This window comes from Polaribacter tangerinus (assembly GCF_038024095.1).
Lineage (GTDB): Bacteria > Bacteroidota > Bacteroidia > Flavobacteriales > Flavobacteriaceae > Polaribacter > Polaribacter tangerinus.
In genome coordinates, this window is the sequence record NZ_CP150668.1 from 1,941,181 (window position 1) to 1,960,860 (window position 19,680).

General features: G+C 30.7%; 17 protein-coding genes and 1 tRNA gene. 10 read left to right on the forward strand and 8 right to left on the reverse strand.

All coding sequences use genetic code 11. The features are described 5' to 3' along the window. Positions 1-2 precede the first annotated feature (2 nt). Positions 3-476, forward strand: a complete 474-nt coding sequence (locus WHD54_RS08500; protein ID WP_088323835.1) for a heme-binding domain-containing protein — start codon at positions 3-5, stop codon at positions 474-476. Continuing rightward, on the forward strand, positions 477-1,727 hold the full coding sequence (locus WHD54_RS08505) for a glycosyltransferase (protein ID WP_088323834.1): 1,251 nt from the start codon (positions 477-479) through the stop codon (positions 1,725-1,727). Between the two features lies 1 nt (position 1,728). Here the strand turns inward: WHD54_RS08505 and WHD54_RS08510 are convergent, their stop codons facing one another. The 5 genes from WHD54_RS08510 to WHD54_RS08530 all read right to left on the reverse strand — a co-directional run bounded on the left by WHD54_RS08510 (position 1,729) and on the right by WHD54_RS08530 (position 7,300). After that, positions 1,729-2,943, reverse strand: a complete 1,215-nt coding sequence (locus WHD54_RS08510; protein ID WP_088323833.1) for a carboxypeptidase-like regulatory domain-containing protein — start codon at positions 2,941-2,943, stop codon at positions 1,729-1,731. 47 nt (positions 2,944-2,990) lie between these two features. Further along, positions 2,991-5,006 carry a M3 family metallopeptidase gene (locus tag WHD54_RS08515; protein WP_088323832.1) on the reverse strand — a complete coding sequence of 672 codons (2,016 nt, stop codon included), beginning with the start codon at positions 5,004-5,006 and terminating at the stop codon, positions 2,991-2,993. Positions 5,007-5,165: 159 nt separating this feature from the next. After that, positions 5,166-5,645, reverse strand: coding sequence for a 5-(carboxyamino)imidazole ribonucleotide mutase (gene purE / locus WHD54_RS08520; RefSeq protein WP_088323831.1), 480 nt, complete (start codon positions 5,643-5,645; stop codon positions 5,166-5,168). A gap of 21 nt (positions 5,646-5,666) precedes the next feature. Then, the gene (locus tag WHD54_RS08525) at positions 5,667-6,824 is read right to left on the reverse strand and encodes a 5-(carboxyamino)imidazole ribonucleotide synthase (RefSeq protein ID WP_088323830.1); all 1,158 of its coding nucleotides are present in this window, start codon (positions 6,822-6,824) and stop codon (positions 5,667-5,669) included. A 50-nt stretch (positions 6,825-6,874) separates the two neighbouring features. Beyond that, the gene (locus tag WHD54_RS08530; RefSeq protein WP_088323829.1) at positions 6,875-7,300 is read right to left on the reverse strand and encodes a phosphoribosylaminoimidazole carboxylase; all 426 of its coding nucleotides are present in this window, start codon (positions 7,298-7,300) and stop codon (positions 6,875-6,877) included. 113 nt (positions 7,301-7,413) lie between these two features. Between WHD54_RS08530 and greA the strand changes: the two genes are divergently transcribed. Beyond that, on the forward strand, positions 7,414-7,887 hold the full coding sequence (gene greA / locus WHD54_RS08535; RefSeq protein ID WP_088323828.1) for a transcription elongation factor GreA: 474 nt from the start codon (positions 7,414-7,416) through the stop codon (positions 7,885-7,887). Positions 7,888-7,977: 90 nt separating this feature from the next. After that, entirely contained in the window at positions 7,978-8,376 is a 399-nt protein-coding gene (locus WHD54_RS08540; protein WP_088323827.1) for an HIT family protein, read from the forward strand. A 232-nt stretch (positions 8,377-8,608) separates the two neighbouring features. Here WHD54_RS08540 and WHD54_RS08545 read toward each other — a convergent pair whose 3' ends face one another. Next, the gene (locus tag WHD54_RS08545; protein WP_088323826.1) at positions 8,609-9,757 is read right to left on the reverse strand and encodes a sensor histidine kinase; all 1,149 of its coding nucleotides are present in this window, start codon (positions 9,755-9,757) and stop codon (positions 8,609-8,611) included. Between the two features lie 142 nt (positions 9,758-9,899). Here WHD54_RS08545 and WHD54_RS08550 point away from each other — a divergent pair, with 142 nt between their 5' ends. The 4 genes from WHD54_RS08550 (at position 9,900) to WHD54_RS08565 (ending at position 12,465) form a co-directional block, all read left to right on the forward strand. Further along, positions 9,900-10,760, forward strand: a complete 861-nt coding sequence (locus WHD54_RS08550) for a flavin reductase family protein (protein ID WP_088323912.1) — start codon at positions 9,900-9,902, stop codon at positions 10,758-10,760. Between the two features lie 14 nt (positions 10,761-10,774). Further along, complete coding sequence (locus WHD54_RS08555; protein WP_088323825.1) at positions 10,775-11,146, forward strand: DUF3127 domain-containing protein; 372 nt, start codon at positions 10,775-10,777, stop codon at positions 11,144-11,146. 263 nt (positions 11,147-11,409) lie between these two features. Continuing rightward, entirely contained in the window at positions 11,410-12,330 is a 921-nt protein-coding gene (locus WHD54_RS08560; protein WP_088323824.1) for a DUF58 domain-containing protein, read from the forward strand. A gap of 61 nt (positions 12,331-12,391) precedes the next feature. Next, positions 12,392-12,465 (forward strand) — tRNA-Asp (locus WHD54_RS08565). A gap of 769 nt (positions 12,466-13,234) precedes the next feature. Here WHD54_RS08565 and WHD54_RS08570 read toward each other — a convergent pair. Further along, positions 13,235-13,633, reverse strand: a complete 399-nt coding sequence (locus WHD54_RS08570; RefSeq protein ID WP_088323823.1) for an IS6 family transposase — start codon at positions 13,631-13,633, stop codon at positions 13,235-13,237. Positions 13,634-13,847: 214 nt separating this feature from the next. Continuing rightward, positions 13,848-14,735: an AraC family transcriptional regulator gene (locus tag WHD54_RS08575; protein ID WP_088323822.1), complete on the reverse strand. Its 888-nt coding sequence runs from the start codon at positions 14,733-14,735 to the stop codon at positions 13,848-13,850. Between the two features lie 462 nt (positions 14,736-15,197). On the opposite strand from WHD54_RS08575, the gene WHD54_RS08580 reads away from it, so the two are divergent. Then, positions 15,198-16,610: a hypothetical protein gene (locus tag WHD54_RS08580; protein WP_088323821.1), complete on the forward strand. Its 1,413-nt coding sequence runs from the start codon at positions 15,198-15,200 to the stop codon at positions 16,608-16,610. Positions 16,611-16,653: 43 nt separating this feature from the next. Beyond that, positions 16,654-19,680: a SusC/RagA family TonB-linked outer membrane protein gene (locus WHD54_RS08585; RefSeq protein ID WP_088323820.1), complete on the forward strand. Its 3,027-nt coding sequence runs from the start codon at positions 16,654-16,656 to the stop codon at positions 19,678-19,680.

Genomic DNA, 19,680 nt, shown 5'->3' on the forward strand with positions numbered 1-19,680 from the left:
CCATGAAAGTTGTAAAAAAAAGTTTGTTTGTTGTAGCCGTAATTTTTGTAGTTACACAGTTTTTTAGACCACAAAAAAATACTGGCAATATTGCTACAGTAACAGCTTTTGAAGCCGAAACAAAACCGCCAGCTTCTGTAAAAAATATACTGAGAACTTCTTGTTACGACTGTCATTCGAGCTCTACTAATTATCCTTGGTACAATGTAATTACACCTGTTAATTATTGGTTAGAAAGTCATATTAAAGACGGTAAAAAGCACTTAAACTTTTCGAAGTGGAACACGTATTCTTTGAAAAGAAAGGAGCATAAAATGGACGAGCTTCATGAGGAAGTAGCGGAAGGCAAAATGCCATTAGATTCTTATACATGGACGCATGCCGACGCAAATTTAACGCCAAACCAAATTGCAGAAATTGTTACTTGGGCTAAAAATATTCAACAAAATTACAAACAACAGTTATCTTCTAAATAGGTGCAAAAAAAAACAGTTTTAATTATTGGTACTGTTTGGGTAGAACCAACATCATCTGCAGCCGGAAAAAGAATGTTGCAACTAATTTACCAGTTTTTAGAGCAGCAATATTCAGTTGTTTTTGCAACAACTAGTATAAAAACAGACAATGCTTTTTCATTATCATCAATTGGTGTAAAAGAGGTTGTTATTCAGTTAAATAATGCCTCTTTTGATGATTTTATTTGCCAATTAAAGCCACAAATTGTGTTATTCGATCGTTTTATGACAGAGGAACAATTTGGTTGGCGTGTTTCAGAACAATGTCCGAATGCAATTCGTGTTTTAGATACCGAAGATTTGCATTGTCTTCGAATTACAAGAGCACTTTGTCATAAAAAAAAGTATAAATTTTCTTTAGAATATCTATTAAGTCAAGAAATTACTAAAAGAGAAATTGCTGCTATTTTAAGATGCGATTTGTCTTTAATCATTTCTACTTTTGAAATGGAATTACTTAAAAATACGTTTAAAATTGACGAACGTATTTTGCTATACTTGCCTTTTTTGTTCGATAAAATATCTATTGAACAGCAGCAAAGCTGGAAAAAATTCGAAGAAAGGGCACATTTCATTTTTATAGGTAATTATTTGCATAAGCCCAATGTAGACGCAGTTTTAACATTAAAAAATGAAGTTTGGCCTTTGATAAGAAAGCAATTGCGAGAAGCAGTTTTGCATGTTTATGGCGCATATGTAAGTCAGCAAATAAAACAACTGCACAACGAAAAAGAAGGTTTTATTGTTAAAGGGTATGCAACCGATGCAAATTTAGTTGTAGGGCAAGCTAAAGTAGTTTTAGCGCCTTTAAATTTTGGAGCAGGTATAAAAGGAAAATTAACAGAGGCAATGTGCTGCGGTACTCCCAGTGTAACTACTTCTATAGGAGTAGAGGGGATGTCTTTGGAACTACCATGGAATGGTTTTGTAACAGATAATTATTCAGAATTTTCTAAAAAAGCTATTTCTCTATTTACTCATAAAAGTAGTTGGAATATTGCACAACAAAACGGAGTTGAAATTATAAATACGCTTTATAACAAAGACGAAAAAGGAATATTATTTTTTGAAAAATTAGCTACAATTATTCAGCATTTAGAGAAGCACAGAGCATATAATTTTTTGGGCAGTTTACTTCAGCATCAAACTATGCAAGCTACAAAGTATATGAGCAAGTGGATTGAAGAAAAAAACAATAAAAATTTAAAATAAGTTATTGGTTAGGTTCATAGTCTAGTGGTAATGAATTGCCAAATTTTTCGAAAGACCAATATCCCTCATAAAACACATCTAAAGGATACATTAGTTCTCCGTTTTTATCGATTGGAGTTGCTTTTTTCATCGGAATAAGGTTGGAAGATTGCGGATAAGCAGCTCTTGTTTTACCAAACATATTTCTTAAAATATATCCTTTCTCTTCTAGTTCTTTGGTGTAAATAACCATAAGATAGTAATCGAAGTTTATATATGTTAAACCGTTTTTAATAAAAGTAAAATCGGTAATTGGTGCTTTTGTTTTATGAATTTTATCTACAAACTTGGGAAATTGTACTTTATTTAAAATATACAAAGCACTATCTAAAGCTGTTTTTGGGTTTTCAATTTTACTTGAAAAGAGTATTCTTTTGTTTTGTAATTTTATCAATTCTCTGGCCCTTTTAATTTCCTGTTCACTAGGTCTTTCAGGATTGGGAACACGTTTAAAAAGATGTACTAAAAAACCTTCTTCATAGGTATTTTTTCTCAATAAAGTTTGGTAAAAATGATTGTAAGAACCATTGTAAGCATTTTGTCTATTTTTTTTCCATTTGCGCTGTTTTCTCTTACCGCCTTTTAAGTTTTTGTATCTAGAGTATCCTAAATAGGTAACTCTATTATTATGTATGGTAAATTCTTCTAATTCAAAAATTACTTCATATCCTAAACTTTTATTTTTTATTTTTAATGGTTTTCTGGCAATTGCTGTTAGTATATTATTTTTTGCATCATAGTTAAAGTGTAATACCTTCGGATTTAGAATATGGCAATCTTTAGCGAATTCTGTGGCACCAATAAACTCTCTTTTAAACGTTGCTAAGTTGTATTTCCAAGCATCATCATATATAGTTTTTTTAATAATTATCTCGTCTAGTGTGTTTTGTGTTTCTTCTAAAACAATTACCAATGGCTCTTTATAGGTTTCTGTATTTATGGGATATACTACCTTTTTGTAGCCTAAAAATGATACAATTAATTCAAAATTACCTTTTTTAGTTGGTATTTTAAATGAGCCGTCATTGGTGGTTGTAGTACCAATTTTTGTATTGTTAAAATAGACAGCAGCACCTTCTAAAGGACCAGATTTTTCATACACTGTTCCGCTTATTATAATTTGTGCACACAAATTACAGTGAACAAATAATACCCAAATTAATAGTAATTTTTTCATTATGAAATAAATAATATACGTTTTTAAAACAGTGTTGCTTATACTAGTTAAATAAGTCCTGCTCTTCTAAGTAAGGCTTCTGGTTTTGGTTCCTGACCTCTAAACTGTTGGTATAGTTTCATAGGTTTTTGCGTGCCGCCCTTAGAAAGTACATATTCTTTGAACTTTGCAGCAATTTCTTTGTTAAATATTCCATGTTCTAAAAAATATTCAAAAGCATCTGCATCTAGTACTTCTGCCCACTTATAAGAATAATACCCTGCAGAATATCCACCCTGAAAAATATGTGAAAAAGCTGTACTCATTGCGTTTTCTGCAACTTCAGGGTATAGTTTCGTGTTTTTAAAAGCGTTGTTTTCAAACTCCTTAATAGAACTAACATGCAGCGAATCTTCTGTGTGCCACTTCATATCTAATAGTCCAAAACTTAACTGACGTAAAGTTTGCATTCCTTGATGGAAACTAGCAGATTCTTTAATTTTTTCGATATACTTCATCGGAATAATTTCTCCGGTTTCGTAATGCTTCGCAAATAACTCTAGCGCCTCTTTTTGGTAACACCAATTTTCTAAAATCTGACTTGGTAACTCTACAAAATCCCAAGAAACAGAGGTTCCAGAAAGACTTTGGTAGGTTGTGTTTGCGAACATACCATGTAAGGCATGGCCAAATTCGTGAAATAAAGTGGTTACCTCGTTAAATGTAAGTAACGAAGGTTTGGTTTCTGTAGGTTTTGTGAAATTACAAACAATAGATACATGTGGTCTTTCATTAATACCAGATTTTATTTTTTGACCTTTATAAGATGTCATCCAAGCTCCATTTCTTTTCCCTTTTCTTGGATGAAAATCAGCATAAAATAATGCTAATAGTTTACCATTAATATCTTTTGCTTCATACGTTTTTACGTCTTCATGATAGGTGTCAATATTAAAAACTTCTTCAAAAGTGATGTCAAACAGTTTGTTGGCAATTGTAAAAACACCATTAATTACATTTTCTAATTTAAAATAAGGCTTTAACGCCTCTTGGTCTAAGTCGAAAATTTCTTTTTTAAGTTTTTCAGAATAGTAAGCTCCATCCCATTTCTCTATGTGTTCTATTCCGTCTATTTTTTTTGCAAAAGCAGTTAAATGCGCAAATTCTTTTTCAGCAGCAGGTTTTGCCTTTTCTAATAACTCGTTAGAAAATGAAATTACTTTTTCTGGAGTTTCTGCCATTCTTTCTTCTAAAACGAAATGAGCATGTGTTTTGTAGCCTAGCAAATTGGCTCTTTTTTGTCTTAATCTTACAATGTCTAAAACAATTTGTTCGTTATTGTTTTTATTCTTTTGAAATCCTTTTTTGCCAGCGGCAATCGCCATTTCTTTTCGAAGTTCTCTATTTTCTGCATAAGTTAAAAAAGGGCCATAGCTTGGGTAGTCTAATGTAAAAATATACCCTTCCTTATTTTTTTCTTTTGCCAATTCTTTGGCAGCTTCTTTGGCAGATTCTGGCAATCCTGCAACATCTTTTTCTTGCATCAAATGCATTTGATAAGCGTTTGTTTCTGCCAAAACATTTTCTCCAAACTTTAATGATAATTGAGAAAGTTGACTATCTATTTTTCTAAGTGTTTCTTTTTTGTCTTCAGATAAATTAGCACCATTTCTTGAAAAACTCTTATATTGCTTTTCTAAAAGCATTTTTTCTTCTTCATTTAAGGCTAGTTTATCTTTGTTGTCAAAAACCTGCTTTACTTTTTTAAAAAGGGAAGTATTTAAAGTAATATCATTTTTAAATTCACTTAAAAGAGGAGCAACTTCTTGAGCTATTTTTTGAATGCCTTCAGTTGTTTCTGCCGCATTTAAATTAAAAAAAATACTTGTTATTCTGTTTAGTTTTTCTCCACTAGCTTCTAAAGCCTCTGTAGTATTTTTAAAGCTTGGCTTTGCGGTATTTGTAACAATGGCATTCACTTCTTGTTTTGCAAGTGAAATTGCTTTTTGTATGGCTGGTAAATAATGTTCTTCTTTAATTTCAGAAAAAGGGGCTGTAACAAAGTCTTTTAATAGTGGATTCATATTCGATTTCTTATTTCTACAAATTTAAATATTTTATTTTCCTTGAGGTTTCTTTGCCTTTATTTTGTGAACTTTTTGATGATAAAGATTTTTAAGTTTAGCAAAAAAAAAGAGCGCTTAATTTGGTATAAACGCTCTGATAAAGATTTTGAAAGAAAATTATTTTCTTACTCTCTTAGAGGCTTCTTCTACTTTTAATTTTAAACCTTCTTTGTACGTAATTATTTTATCTAATACACATTTATCAGACGCACCTATAATTTGAGCTGCTAAAATTCCTGCATTTTTAGCACCGTCGAGAGCAACTGTAGCAACGGGTACACCGCCAGGCATTTGTAAAATAGAAAGCACAGAGTCCCAGCCATCTATAGAATTTCTACTTTTTACGGGCACACCAATTACGGGTAGCGGACTCATGCTAGCTACCATACCTGGTAAGTGAGCGGCACCACCAGCACCTGCAATGATTACTTTTATACCTCGTAAGTGAGCATTTTTCGAATAATCTACTAATTTTTCTGGTGTTCTGTGTGCCGATACAATATCTACTTCGATTTGAATGTCGAAATTTTCTAAAATATCGATTGCTTCTTGCATTATTGGAAGGTCTGAATCGCTTCCCATTATTATTCCTACCATTGGTTTGGATTATTTTTTAAGTTATTTAGAAATTACGCGAATTGTTTCTTTTACTTTTTGTGCTATTTCTCTTGCTTTATCTATTTCTGAATGAACAATAGTTACATGGCCCATTTTACGAAAAGGACGTGTTTCTTTTTTACCATAAATGTGTGGTGTAACACCCTCAATTTTTAATATTTCTTCAATGTTTTCGTAAACAACATCACCCGAAAAACCTTCCTCGCCAACCAAATTTACCATAATACCAGCTACTTTACTATCTGTGTTTCCTAGTGGTAAGTTTAAAATACTTCTTAAATGTTGTTCAAACTGATTGGTGTAACTTGCCTCTATAGAATAATGCCCAGAGTTGTGTGGTCTTGGAGCGACTTCGTTTACTAAAATAGTATTGTCTTCAGTTAAAAACATTTCTACCGCCAATAACCCAACAAAGTCTAAATCGGTTACTACTTTTAAGGCAATTTCTTTGGCTTTTTTAGCTATATCTGTTGTTACTCTGGCCGGACAAATAACGTATTCTACTTGGTTTGCTTCAGGATGAAATTCCATTTCTACTACTGGGTAAGTGGTGGTTTCTCCATTTAAGTTTCTTGCAACAATTACTGCTAGTTCATTTTTAAAAGGGATTAACTTTTCGGTAATACACGCTACATTTGGTAAACTTTCTAAATCGTTAATATTTCGAACTATTTTTACGCCATTTCCATCATAACCAAATTTGGTAGCTTTCCAAACAAAAGGAAAGTTGATAATATTGTTGTGATAAGAATGTTTGAGTTCTTCTAAATAAGCGTAGTGAGAGAAAGGAGCAGTAGGAATTTGGTTGTCTACATAAAAATGTTTTTGCCTAGCTTTACTTTGAATAATGCGTAAATCTTTGGGTTTAGGATAAATTTCTAAACCTTCTTCCTCTAATTTATCTAATGCATCTATATTTACATTTTCTATTTCTATGGTTAATAAATTTACCGTTTTGCCAAAATTATAAACGGCATCGAAATCGAGTAAATTTCCAACTACAAAAGTATTGCAGTAGGCTGCACAAGGGGCGTTTTTGTTATTGTCTAAAATACTGGTGTGGATATCTAATTTTTGAGTTTCTGTAAGCAACATTCTGCCTAACTGACCGCCACCAAGAATGCCGAGTTTAAAATCTGAAGAGAAATAATTTTTCACGATTATTGTTGTTGTGTTTCAGCAAAAATACACAACTAAATGCATTTTCACTAAAAATTACTAATTCTAATTGACGTTCCGTTTTTTGTAACCCTGTATTCTCTGGCCGGACAATTAAATCCGGCTGTTTGTGGAGCGCCCCCAATAGCTTTACCAACTCCGTATTCACTATTATCGCAACTACATTTTAGTACAATTCCTCTTTCAAACGTCATGGGTGACTCACAATCATTACTAGGGCAAATTCTGTCGTAAGCAATAAAATCGGTTCCGTTTACATTCACTAACAAAATACCTTTGGCACCTCCGTTTAAGTAACTAAAACCGCCAGGAACCAATGCGTTTATTAACTGCGGATTGTTTAAATCACTTGTAATATTAACAGGTAAGGCCCGTACGCAATTTTCTGGTAAATCATTTCCTGAACAAGCTGTAAGAAAACTAAATACAAATAAGAAACTAACTTTTTTTAACATATAAATAAGAATTACTAGCTGTAATTAAAGATAGCAAGTTACAAATAATTTGTATATTTGTTATTCAATCTCATTCCTGAAAAGGCAATGAGATTTTTTAAATTAAAGAAACTATGAGCAACATATCTTATTATTCAGAAGAAGGATTAAAGAAATTGAAAGATGAACTGGTTCATTTAGAACAAGTAGAGAGACCTAGAGTAACCACTGAAATTGCAGAGGCAAGAGACAAAGGAGATTTAAGTGAAAATGCCGAATATCATGCAGCGAAAGAAGAACAATCTCACTTAGAGTTTAAAATTGCGAAACTTAAAAACGTTATTGCAAATGCTCGTATTTTAGATGAGTCGCAACTAGATGTGTCTAAAATTCTTATTCATTCGAATGTGGTTATTAAAAATATAACAAACAATGCAACCTTTAAATACCGTTTAGTGGCAGATTCAGAAACCGATGTTCGAAACGGCAAACTATCTGTAAATTCACCAATTGGGAAGGGTTTATTAGGTAAAAAGGTAGGAGATATTGCAGAGATTGAAGTGCCAAGTGGTATTATGAAATTTGAAATAATGGAAGTATCAAGATAATCAATTTCATATTTTACTTTTTTTAAAATCCGAATTTTAAGACTTTAAAATTCGGATTTTTTTTATCTTTACTATCAAAATAAAGAAACTATGAGCATTTTTACAAAAATTATTTCGGGAGAGTTGCCAAGTTATAAAGTAGCTGAAAGTGAAGAGTTTTTTGCCTTTTTAGACATCAACCCGAATGCATACGGACATACTTTAGTAGTGCCAAAAGAAGAAGAAGATAGAATTTTCGATCTTTCAAACGATGCTTATTTACGTCTTATGGATTTTACCTATAAAGTTGCCAAAGCCATAGAAAGAGCTGTTCCGTGTAAAAGAGTAGGCATGAGCGTTATTGGTTTAGAGGTGCCGCATGTACATGTACATCTAGTACCTTTACAAGAAATGGCTGACATTCAGTTTACAAAAAAAGTAACATTAACGAAACAAGAGTTTGCTACCCTTGCAGCCAAAATTGATAGTGAGTTTAAAGTTTTAAATTAGTTTTTTTTGAAAGGTTGGATTAAAATAGGGTTCGGTTGGGCTATTTGGATGTTTGTTACAAATGCACTGTTATTTCCGTTGTTTTTTTAAGAAGGTTTTAGCCTAAAAATTATTGTAGTTCAGTTTTTTTATTGGTTACTTTTAGGTTTAATTTTAGGGTATGCAATAGAAAAGTATAAACAATACAAACGTATTAATTTAAAAGAATAATCATTTAATTAATAGTAAAAAATTAAATCTTATTTAATGTAATTTTAAAGGTAGTTCCTTTATTTAGTTCAGATGACTGTACATTTATTTTCCCTTTATGGTAATCTTCTATAATTCTTTTAGATAGTGATAAACCAAGGCCCCAGCCTCTTTTTTTTGTGGTAAAACCAGGTTTAAATATTTGTTTGTGTAGATTTTTAGAAATTCCTTTACCAGAATCACTAACTAAAATAATAACTTTCTTATCCTTGTTGCTTATAGCTACTTTTATGTTTCCTTTTCCTTGAATGGCATCAATTGCGTTTTTCAGTAAATTTTCTATTACCCAACCAAACAGCTCCGTATTTATATTGGTTTTTATTTCATTTGCCGAGGTGGTAAAATCAAATTTTACTTGTTTAGAACTTCTAGAAACTAAGTAATCGAGGGCTTGTTTTGTAATAGTTACAATATTTTCTTCCTTTAAAATTGGTTTAGAGCCTATTTTAGAAAACCTATTGGCAATAGTATTTAACCTTTGTACATCCTTTTCTATTTCAGCAACATAGCTATCGTTCATCTTTTCCATTTTTAAAATAGCAATCCAGCCTAAAAGAGAAGATAAAGGAGTACCAATTTGATGTGCTGTTTCTTTGGCCATACCTGTCCATAGTTTATTAGTTTCAGCTATTTTATTAGAATTATAAAACAGATAAATAACACTTAAAAAAAGAATTAATATTAAAATAAGTGCTAGCGGATAGTAAGTAAGTTTGTTTAATAAATTAGAATCTCTGTAGTAAATTAGCTTTTTATTTTTGCCTTTATAACTAATTTCTATAGGATTGTTTTCGGCTTTCATCTTTTCTAATTCTTGAGCAAGGTAGCTAGGGTTTAATAGCTTTACAGAATCTAAATTTTGATGCTCAATTTCGCCGTTTTCACTTACCATTATCATTGGAATATTGTTAATGGTTTCGATAATTTTTAGCGGTAAATCTACATTTGCATCTAGGTTTGTATTGGTAGCTAATTCTCTTTGTGCACTTGCCAATATTTCCATTTTTGCTCTTTCATCAATTTTAAATTTTTGAAAAAATATATAAGTATTCCAAAGAATTAAAGAAACAATAATCAGTGAAATAAAAACAGCAATTCTTTTAAATAAAGTAGTGTTTGACAGAAAATTCATAAAAACAAATATAAAGATTTACTTACGATAACTCATTTATCAATTAGATAGTATCTTTGTATTTATAAAGATATAAATTTATGAGAAGCAATGTTTAAAAAGATGTTTAAACAGTGTTTTTGTCAAAAAAAACTAAATTATGATGCTAAGTATCGATCCAAAAGAAATATCAACAGGAAAATTACACGGTTATTTATTGGGAGCCATTGCACCGCGGCCAATTGCATTTGCAAGTACTATTGATAAAAATGGCACTGCAAATTTATCTCCGTTTAGTTTCTTTAATGTTTTTGGTTCCAATCCGCCAACTTTAGTTTTTTCGCCGGCCAGAAGAGTTCGAGACAACACTACAAAGCACACTTTAAACAATGCCATAGCTACAAAAGAAGTAGTTATAAATGTTGTAAATTTTGCCATTGTACAACAAATGTCTTTAAGTTCTTCCGAGTATCCTGCAGGTGTTAATGAGTTTGAAAAAGCAGGTTTTACTATGTTAAAATCAGAATTAGTAAAACCATACAGAGTAGCAGAATCTCCAGTCCAATTCGAGTGCCTAGTAAAAGATATTATTTTTACAGGTGATGATGGAGGTGCTGGAAATTTAATAATTTGTGAAGTAGTAAAAATGCATATTTCAGAGGCTATTTTAGATGAAAATGGTGCTATAGATCAACATAAAATAGATTTGGTAGCAAGAGCAGGCGGAAATTATTACACACGAGCAAAAGATGGTTTTTTTGAAATTCCGAAACCCTTAACCACTTTAGGTATTGGAGTAGATTCACTTTCTAAGGAAATTAGAAATAGTACTGTTTTAACGGGTAACAATTTAGGGATGCTAGGTAATGTTTCGAAGTTGCCAACAGTAGATGATGTTGATAACTTTGCGAAAGAACATCCACATTTTATTGGGTTAGAAACCGTAAAAAAACATACATTTGCCAAAGAGTTTTTACATAAAAATGATGTAGAAAGCGCATGGAAAGTGCTTTTAGTTAAATAGTTAAGAAAAATATTATGGAAGTTATTGGTAAAATTAAACTTATTGGAGACGTACAAACATTTGGCGCCAATGGTTTTAGAAAAAGAGAATTAGTAGTTACTACAGATGATCAGTATCCTCAAATGATTATGATTGAATTTGTACAAGACAAATGCGATTTGTTAAACAACTATTCTGTTGGTCAGGATGTTAAAGTAGCTATCAACTTAAGAGGAAGAGAATGGATTAATCCACAAGGAGAAGCTAAATACTTTAATTCTATACAAGGTTGGAGAATAGAAAACCTTTCTCAGGCAGGAGCTCAAAACCAAAACTTACCTCCGGTAGATCAGTTTCAGCCAGCAACAAATGTTTCAGACGAAGAACCAGATGATTTACCATTTTAATAAATGGAATTTTTTCATACAAAAGAGCATTGGTGATTATCAATGCTCTTTTTTTTTATGCTTAAAAAGTATAGTTTTATACTAAATTTAAAAATTAATAAAGCAGTAAAGCATAAATTAGTATATTTAAAGTGATTCATTTTTTTAAATAAAAGAACATTATCTTTTGAATAATGTTTGTTATTTTACAAAAACATACATTTTACTTTTATCATATAAATAATCATCTAAAACACAACTATTAAATTTATCGATACAATAATATGAAGTTATTAAACCAACAACATTCTACCGTAACCAATTTAGATGTTCTTGCAAAGCAGGTGGTAGAGGGGTTTATAACCGGAATGCATAAAAGTCCGTTTCATGGTTTTTCTGTTGAATTTTCTGAACATAAATTATATAACAAAGGAGAGAGCACACGACATATAGATTGGAAAATGTTTGCCAAAACAGAAAAATTATACACAAAAAAGTATGAAGAGGAAACCAATTTAAGATGCCATATTATTATAGATAACTCGGCGTCTATGCAATATCCGAAGATTAAAAACAATAGTCTTACGCAGTTAAACAAAATAGGTTTTTCTGCAGTTGCTTCAGCCTCGCTAATGGAAATTTTAAGAAGACAAAGAGATGCTGTAGGATTAAGTATTTATTCAGATTCTTACGAATATTATGCACCCGAAAAAGGGAGTGACAGGCACCGTAAAATGTTACTCCACCAACTAGAGCAACTATTGGTTTCTAGTACAAAAACTACTACAAATACGTATCAATATTTACATGAAATAGCAGAAAAGTTACACAGAAGATCTTTGTTATTTCTTTTTACAGATATGTTTCAAACCACTACAGATAAGGCATTGCTTTTTGAAGCATTAAGGCATCTTAAATACAACAAACACGAAGTAGTTTTATTTCATACTTATGATGAAAAAACAGAATTGGAATTCAATTTCGATAAAACTCCTAAGAAATTTGTGGATATAGAAACAAGAGAAGAAATAAATATCTATCCAGAAAACATACAACAAAACTATAAAGAAGCCGTAAGTGATTATTTTAATGATTTGAAAAACAATTGTTTGCAATATAAAATTGACTATGTGCCAGTTTCTATAAGCAAAGGATTTGACACAATTTTAACTACTTATTTAAATAGTAGAAAAAAAAGTAAATAAATTTTGCTTTTTATTTGTAGATGTCAAAATTGGTGTTATATTTGCAACCGCTAAAAGCATCGGTCTGGTAGTTCAGCTGGTTAGAATACCTGCCTGTCACGCAGGGGGTCGCGGGTTCGAGTCCCGTCCAGACCGCAAAAAGCATCTCATTTATGAGATGCTTTTTTTGTTTTATGTCAATTTAACTTGTTGTTTTTCAATTGTTTACAGGGTAAAATTTCACTATCTTCTCACAATCTCAAAAACCGCTCGGGGACTAAACCGGGGACTCTTTTTTTCTTGTAACCTAAAATAATTTTTATTTTTTTAAATAAAGCGATGTTGACAGTATTTAGGCTGCGTTTTGATTTTTTGTTCTAAAAAAAAACAATAGATATCTCGGTTTTTAAAAGAGTTAAAAAATAACTTATTGTAAAGGATGTATTCTAAAGTAAATACATATTGATTTTCATTGTTTTTTATTTTATTTCAAAACCTCTTCAGCAATTGGTTTTACTGGGATTTTCCTTTGGTTGTTTTTCTTTATTATTTTTGATGATTTTTAATAAAATTAAAGTTTCAAATCCATTAAAAGTTCCATTGAAAACAATGACAATCATGGTCAAAAAAGGAATTGAATATTTTAAAATTATTCTAGGAGATAATATTTAAGTTTTTATTACCTTTTTAACTTCTTTTTTACAAGGTAAATAATATTTTTTTCATTGTGAATTTCAATATCTTTAAAATCAATTAATTTTAAGCATTGGTTTCATTAAGAACCTTATATTTTATCGTCAATTGGACTATTGATTTTATGGGGGTTTTGCTTTGTTAGTTTGTGCTTGTTATTTTTGATGATATTTTAATAAAATTAAAGTATCAAACCTATTAAGAGTTCCATTTAAAATAATGAAAATGTAGCTTAAAAATTTATACCAAATTTATTAGGTAGTCCATTATTCTCTATGGCTTTGATTAAAAATTTCTGTGCAGATATACGTTGTCTTTTTTTAGTTAACAAAAAGTCTACAGTATTCACTTCTTTATCAACGGCTCTGTGTAAATATCTCCACTCACCCTTTACCTTAATATTGGTTTCATCTAATCTCCACCTTTTTCCAACTAATTTTTTTCTTCTTCTGAATTGTTGTTCTACAAGTGGTGTGAATTTGAATACCCAGCGTTTAATATTAGCATGATTCACTTTGCTTCCTCTGATAGATAAAAGTTCTTCTACATATCTGTAGCTAAGACTAAACCTTAATTTGAAGTAAACAGCTTGTAATATAATTGCTTTAGGAAAACAGTGACCTTTGAACATCTTTTTTATTGTAAATATAAAAAATTGATTTTTTCTTACATTAGATGCGACAGAAACGTATTTATTGATGGTAATAAAGATTCTAAGTTTTGTCCTAGAATGGTTTTGAAACAATTATTAAAATCAATTAATAGGTAAGTAACTACTGATCTCTATAGCTTAATTTTCAGTTTAAATGAAAGAGAAAGTATTTTTTACTGAAATAGAACTGAATTTATTTTCTTTGACATTGCTTATAATTTCTGGGAGATTTTCCCATATAATTCTTAAAAGTTCTGGAGAAATATAGCGGGTCGTCAAAACCAATTTTATAGCTAATTTGTTTTATGCTCAAATCTGTATAGCTAAGGTATTCGCAAGCTTTTTGAACCTTTTTTAATTTAAAAAATACAAGTATAGGGTAACCGGTTTCTAATTTAAATTTTGTGTGTAGGTAAGATTTTGAGTAATTGAACTTAGATGCGATATTATCGAGTGTAAAATTCTTATCTAGATTATTCATTAAAAATTCTTTGACAGAGTTAATTAGATTCTCTTTTGGGTGTGTTGTATTAATCGAATTAAGTTTATGGTAAACAAATGAGCTTATAAAATTCAGACCTAATAAATTTGCATATTCAATACTATTTAATAAATAATTGTTATTTAATAAATCGAAAATTTTATTAAATTTGTCTATAGTGCTTTTTGAGAAAGGGATATTTTTATAGTTATTAATATTGCTTTTTGAGTATCGATTATATATATTTTCACTAAAAGAACCCTGAAAATGAATCCAATAAATACTCCATGGATCATTATCATCAGCCCTGTATTCGTGTCTAGTGTTTTTTGGTATTATGCAAAAATGATTCGGTGAGATTAAAGTTTTTTGATCCTCAATAGTAACTATTCCTTTTCCTTTGGTACAGTATATAAAAATATATTCTTTAGCCCCTTTTTTTCTTAATCTATAATGATGGCTTGCAACAGGGTAATATCCCAAATCACTAATGTAAAAATTTCTTGAAATAGGATTGTTTTTTATATCCACTAAAAATGATTTTGGAAAAGCTATCATTTTTTGTCCAAGAAACCCTTCTTTTAAAGTGTTTTCATCCATTTAATTGCTATTAATGTGTTTTTTAGATTTTAATAAAGTTAATATTACATAGGATAAAGATAACAAAATATATTACATTTTTTTATTTTTTATTTAATTGACTGTTTTTACTTCGTGTTAATTTTTTTTTATTCAATTTTATATTGTGTTTATTGAGGATATTTAATAGATTCCTTTTTTATTAGTAATTCATAAATTTCTAGTCTCTTCAATTCTCCTTTTGGAGTGATATACAACTATTAAAAGTGATATTATCCATATTTGTGCTTTTTTTGTCTATTGTTTGAGTGCTTGTAAGTTGTACTTTTGTAAGATATTCTCAATTTATTTATAATATAATAATCATTTTAATAAAGAAGAGATTTGGTCATTGTAATTAATTAGGTATTTTATGGAGTTAGTTTATAGCTTCTTTTTCTATGCCGATATTAAAAAGAGTAGAACTTAAATTTAAATTAAAAAATGAAAACAGTTAAAACAAAATTACTTTGCATATTCTGCTTAATAGTAGTTATAGTAAGTTGTAATGATGATTCTTTAAGGATTGATTCTGAACCAGAATTTAATTCGTTTCTAGAAGATATTTCTTCTTTGCCTGGTGAAGTAATTACTTTAGAAGCAGTAATTTCTGACCCAGCAGGTGTAAAATCTATTAATATTAATTATGATAAATGGTTTTTAGATAAAACAATTGTTAAAGATTCTTTGCCGGATATTTATAATTTGTCTTATCGTTTTAAAGTTCCTGATGCCGAAGATGAATTTAGTGTTCATAAAATTTCTGTTACCGTAACTAACGCAGGTGATGTAGCTACTATAAAAGATGTGGTGGTGACTTTAGATAAAGATATAGCTGCACCAGTAATAATGGTTAATAGTCCTTTAGATGCGTCTACCGTGTTAATAGGTAATGGTGATGAAATAAGTTTTGATGTTGATTTAACTGATAGGGAGTTGTCTGAGTTTAAGATTGAAAGTGATATTTTAAATGAAACAATAGCTTTAAATGGTTCGGCTACTTATAAATACAGCAAATCTTTAGATGTATTAACACCTGGTAGTTATACTTTTAATATTACTGCTAAAGATGTTTCAGGCAATGATACACAAGCTTCGGTAACTGTAAATGTTGTTACAGATTTGCAGTTTCCTGCAATGTATTTAACAGATGAGACAAGTGATGCTGCGTTAAATCAAGATTTATTTGGTATTCCTTTTAGTACAACAGCGAGTCAAGCTACAGGAGAGAATGGGTATGTTTTTACAGCGCTATATTATTCTAAAAGTGCAAATTCTGAGGTGAGATTTATTCCTCAGAAAGAATCATTTTCGCCATTTGCATTTGGTGCAAATGCGAACAATGCAGGTAAATTAACATTAGGAAGCGATGCTACCGTTAATCCAATTGTTGTGCCTGGTGTTGGTTATTATGAAATATCAATTGATGTGAGAGACTTATCATATACAGTTACACCCTATACACCAACAGATGCAACTTTTAATCAAGTATATGTTTTGGGAAGAGGGATATTTGTAGATGCAACTACTTCTACTTGTACAAATAACGCAGATGGTTCTACTCAATGTTGGCATTTTAATTCTGGTAAGCCTCTTGTTCAAGACTCTGATAATCAGTACTTGTGGTCATTAGATGTTACTGTAAAAGATCAACCAGATGATAATGGTGCTAATGGATTTATATTAAATGCTAATCCAAATGGATGGGCTCCTTTTTGGAGAACTAATACCGAAGATCGTTCTATTGCAGTTCCTGGTGGTGGTGGTAATTATGTCTTTGAAGATAGTGCTTTAGATAAAGATTATACCTTCATATTTGATACTCATCTAAATAGGGTGATAATTAAAAATAGATAATCAAATATTGACACAAAAATAATATCAATTAAAAAATATATAAATGAAGCAATTAATTATAATTATAATAAGTGTTCTTTGTTTTAGTTTTTCGGCTACAGCTCAGAAAACTGTTAAAGGAACAATTACAGATGAATTGGGAGAGCCAATACCAGGTGTTAATATTTTAGAAAAAAACACATCAAAGGGTACTTTCTCTGATTTTGATGGTAAATTCACCATCTCTGTTGATGAAAAAGCTACCTTGGTATTTAGTTATTTGGGGTTCAAAACACAAGAAGTAAGTGTTAATGATAGGTCTCAAATTACGGTTAAAATGATATCTGATGAAACTCAATTAGATGAAATAGTTGTAATTGGGTACGGTTCCGTGAAAAAAGACAAAATAGCTACATCTATAGCAACTGTAGATGGATCAGAAATTTCAAAACAAGTTGCAAGTAATCCTGCAGAAGCGTTACAAGGTAAAGCAGCAGGTGTTCAGGTTTTGTCTTCTGGAGGTTCTCCAGGTGCATCTCCTAGAATTGTGATACGTGGTATTACTACAGCTAATGGTAGTACAAATCCACTTATTGTAATTGATGGTATTTTGCAACCAGATGGAACATCTTTAAATTCTGTAAACTCTCAAGATATAGATAGCTTTCAAATTTTAAAAGATGCAGCTGCATCTGCAATCTATGGTTCAAGAGCATCAAATGGTGTTGTTCTTATTACAACTAAAAGAGGTAAGGCAGGTAAAACCGTAGTTGGTGTAGATTTAAGTTATGGTGTGCAATATTGGCAAAAAATAGAAAGTGCAGATGCGCAAGAGTATATGAGAATAATGAATACCAGAAGAACAAATGATGGTAATGCACCATTGTTTGATCCTAATAATTTTCAAGGTGAAGGTACAGATTGGTGGAATGAAGTTGTTCAGAACTTTGCTCCAGTTTTAAATGCTAACGTAAGGGTTTCTGGAGGTTCAGAAGATTTAAAATATTCTGGAAGTGTTAGTGTTTTTGACCAGCAAGCAAATTACTCTAAGGGATTTTATCAAAGGATTACTGGAAGGTTTAATGTAGACTATAAGATTTCTGATAAAGTAACTCTTAAGCAGGATCTTAGTCCAAGAATTGAAAAATGGGAGAATACACCAAATTTGTTATTCAATTCAATGAGAATTGATCCTTTAACACCGGTATTTATTCCTCAAAGTGAGCGAGTGGGTAGAAATCAATATAGTATCTATGGTTTATCTCAAAATTTGGTACCAAATCCCGTGGCTCAATTGGCAAGACAGTTTAATGAAAATGATTTTTTTGGTTTTTTCTCTAATACACAATTAGATTATAAAATAGCACCAAGTTTAACATTTAGGTCTCAACTTGGTTTAAATATTTCTAGACAAACCTCACAAACATTTAATCCTGAGTATTTTATTGGTCCAAACCGACAGTTAGAAATTAATAATTTAACCAAAACAGTTACCAATAATTTTGACTATGTGTTAAATAATACAATAACTTTTGATAAAACCCTTAATGATAAGCACTATTTAAATATCACTGGTGGTATTGTGTTTGATTCAGAAAATTGGGATTATTTAAGAGGATATAGTGATGGTATTCCTAGCAATACAAATATGAATCTGTGGCAATTAGATGCAGCTGAAGGGGAGACTATTAGAGCAAATGCTAATAAGGCTACAGATAATATTTTGTCTGGTGTTTTTAGAACTATTTATAGTTATGATAATAGATACTTTTTCAATGGATCTGTAAGAGTTGATAAATCTTCAAGATTCCCAAAAAATGGAAGAACAGGAGTTTTCTCTAGTGTGTCTTTTGCTTGGGATATAGATTCAGAAGATTTTTTCAAAAGTGAGACTATTAATAACTTAAGAGTTAAAGTTGGTGCTGGTGAAGTAGGTAATCAAAATATAAGTCGTAACGGTCAGTTTTTCTCAATTGGTTCTGGCGATTTTGTATTTGGAGGTGATCGTGTTGTAGCTAACTTTTTGTCGCAATTTGGTAACCCTAATCTAAGATGGGAAACTGTGAGAGATAAGAATTTTGGAATTTCAATGGGTTTATTTAATAATGAAATTACTATTGAAGCAGAGTATTATGAGAAAACTTCAGAAGATTTATTATTTAGTGTAGAAACACCAAATTATACAGGTATACCTGGTACTGTGGCTCAAAATGTAGGTAGTTTTCAATCTAAAGGTTTTGATCTAACTTTAGGGTATAATAAGAGTTGGAATGATTTTAAATTAAATGCAAATTTAACATTCTCTACCAATGAAAGTAAAGCAATAGAATTAGCTCCTGGAAACGAAGTGATTTTGGGGCAAAGAAGACCTCGATTAGGAAATAGATTTGTGAAAATTACCGAATTAGGGGAAACTGTAGGTTTGTTTCAGGGTTACCAAACTGCAGGGATTTTTCAAAACCAAACCCAGTTAAATTCTCATACCTCAGAAGATGGTACTATAATTCAGCCTAATGCTCAAGTAGGTGATTTGATATTTGTAGATCAGAATGGAGATGGGGTTTTAAATGATGATGATTTAACCACAATTGGTAATCCATTTCCAGATTTTTATGGTGGTTTAAATCTTAATATGAGTTATAAGAATTTTGACTTTTCTATGCAATGGTATGGAACTTTTGGAAATGATGTATTTAATATAAATACAGAATATATACGTGCTGGTACTCAAAATCTAAATGTGTTAGCTGGTTTAGAAAATCTGGTATGGTCCCCAACAAATACAGGTGCACAATACCCAAGATTAACAGAGCTTGATAGAAATGGTAATTATCAAAACCCATCAGACATTTTTATAGAAGATGGCTCTTATTTAAGATTGCGTAACATTCAATTAGGTTATAATTTTAAATTAAAAGGTGTTAATAAATTTAGATTATACATAGCAGGGCAAAATTTACTAACATTTACGAAATATTCTGGTTTTGACCCTGAGGTAAGTAGTGGTGGTATTATTAATGGTCTAGGAGTTGATGCTTCAAGGAACCCTGTGGCAAAAACATTTTTATTAGGATTAAATTTAACATTATAA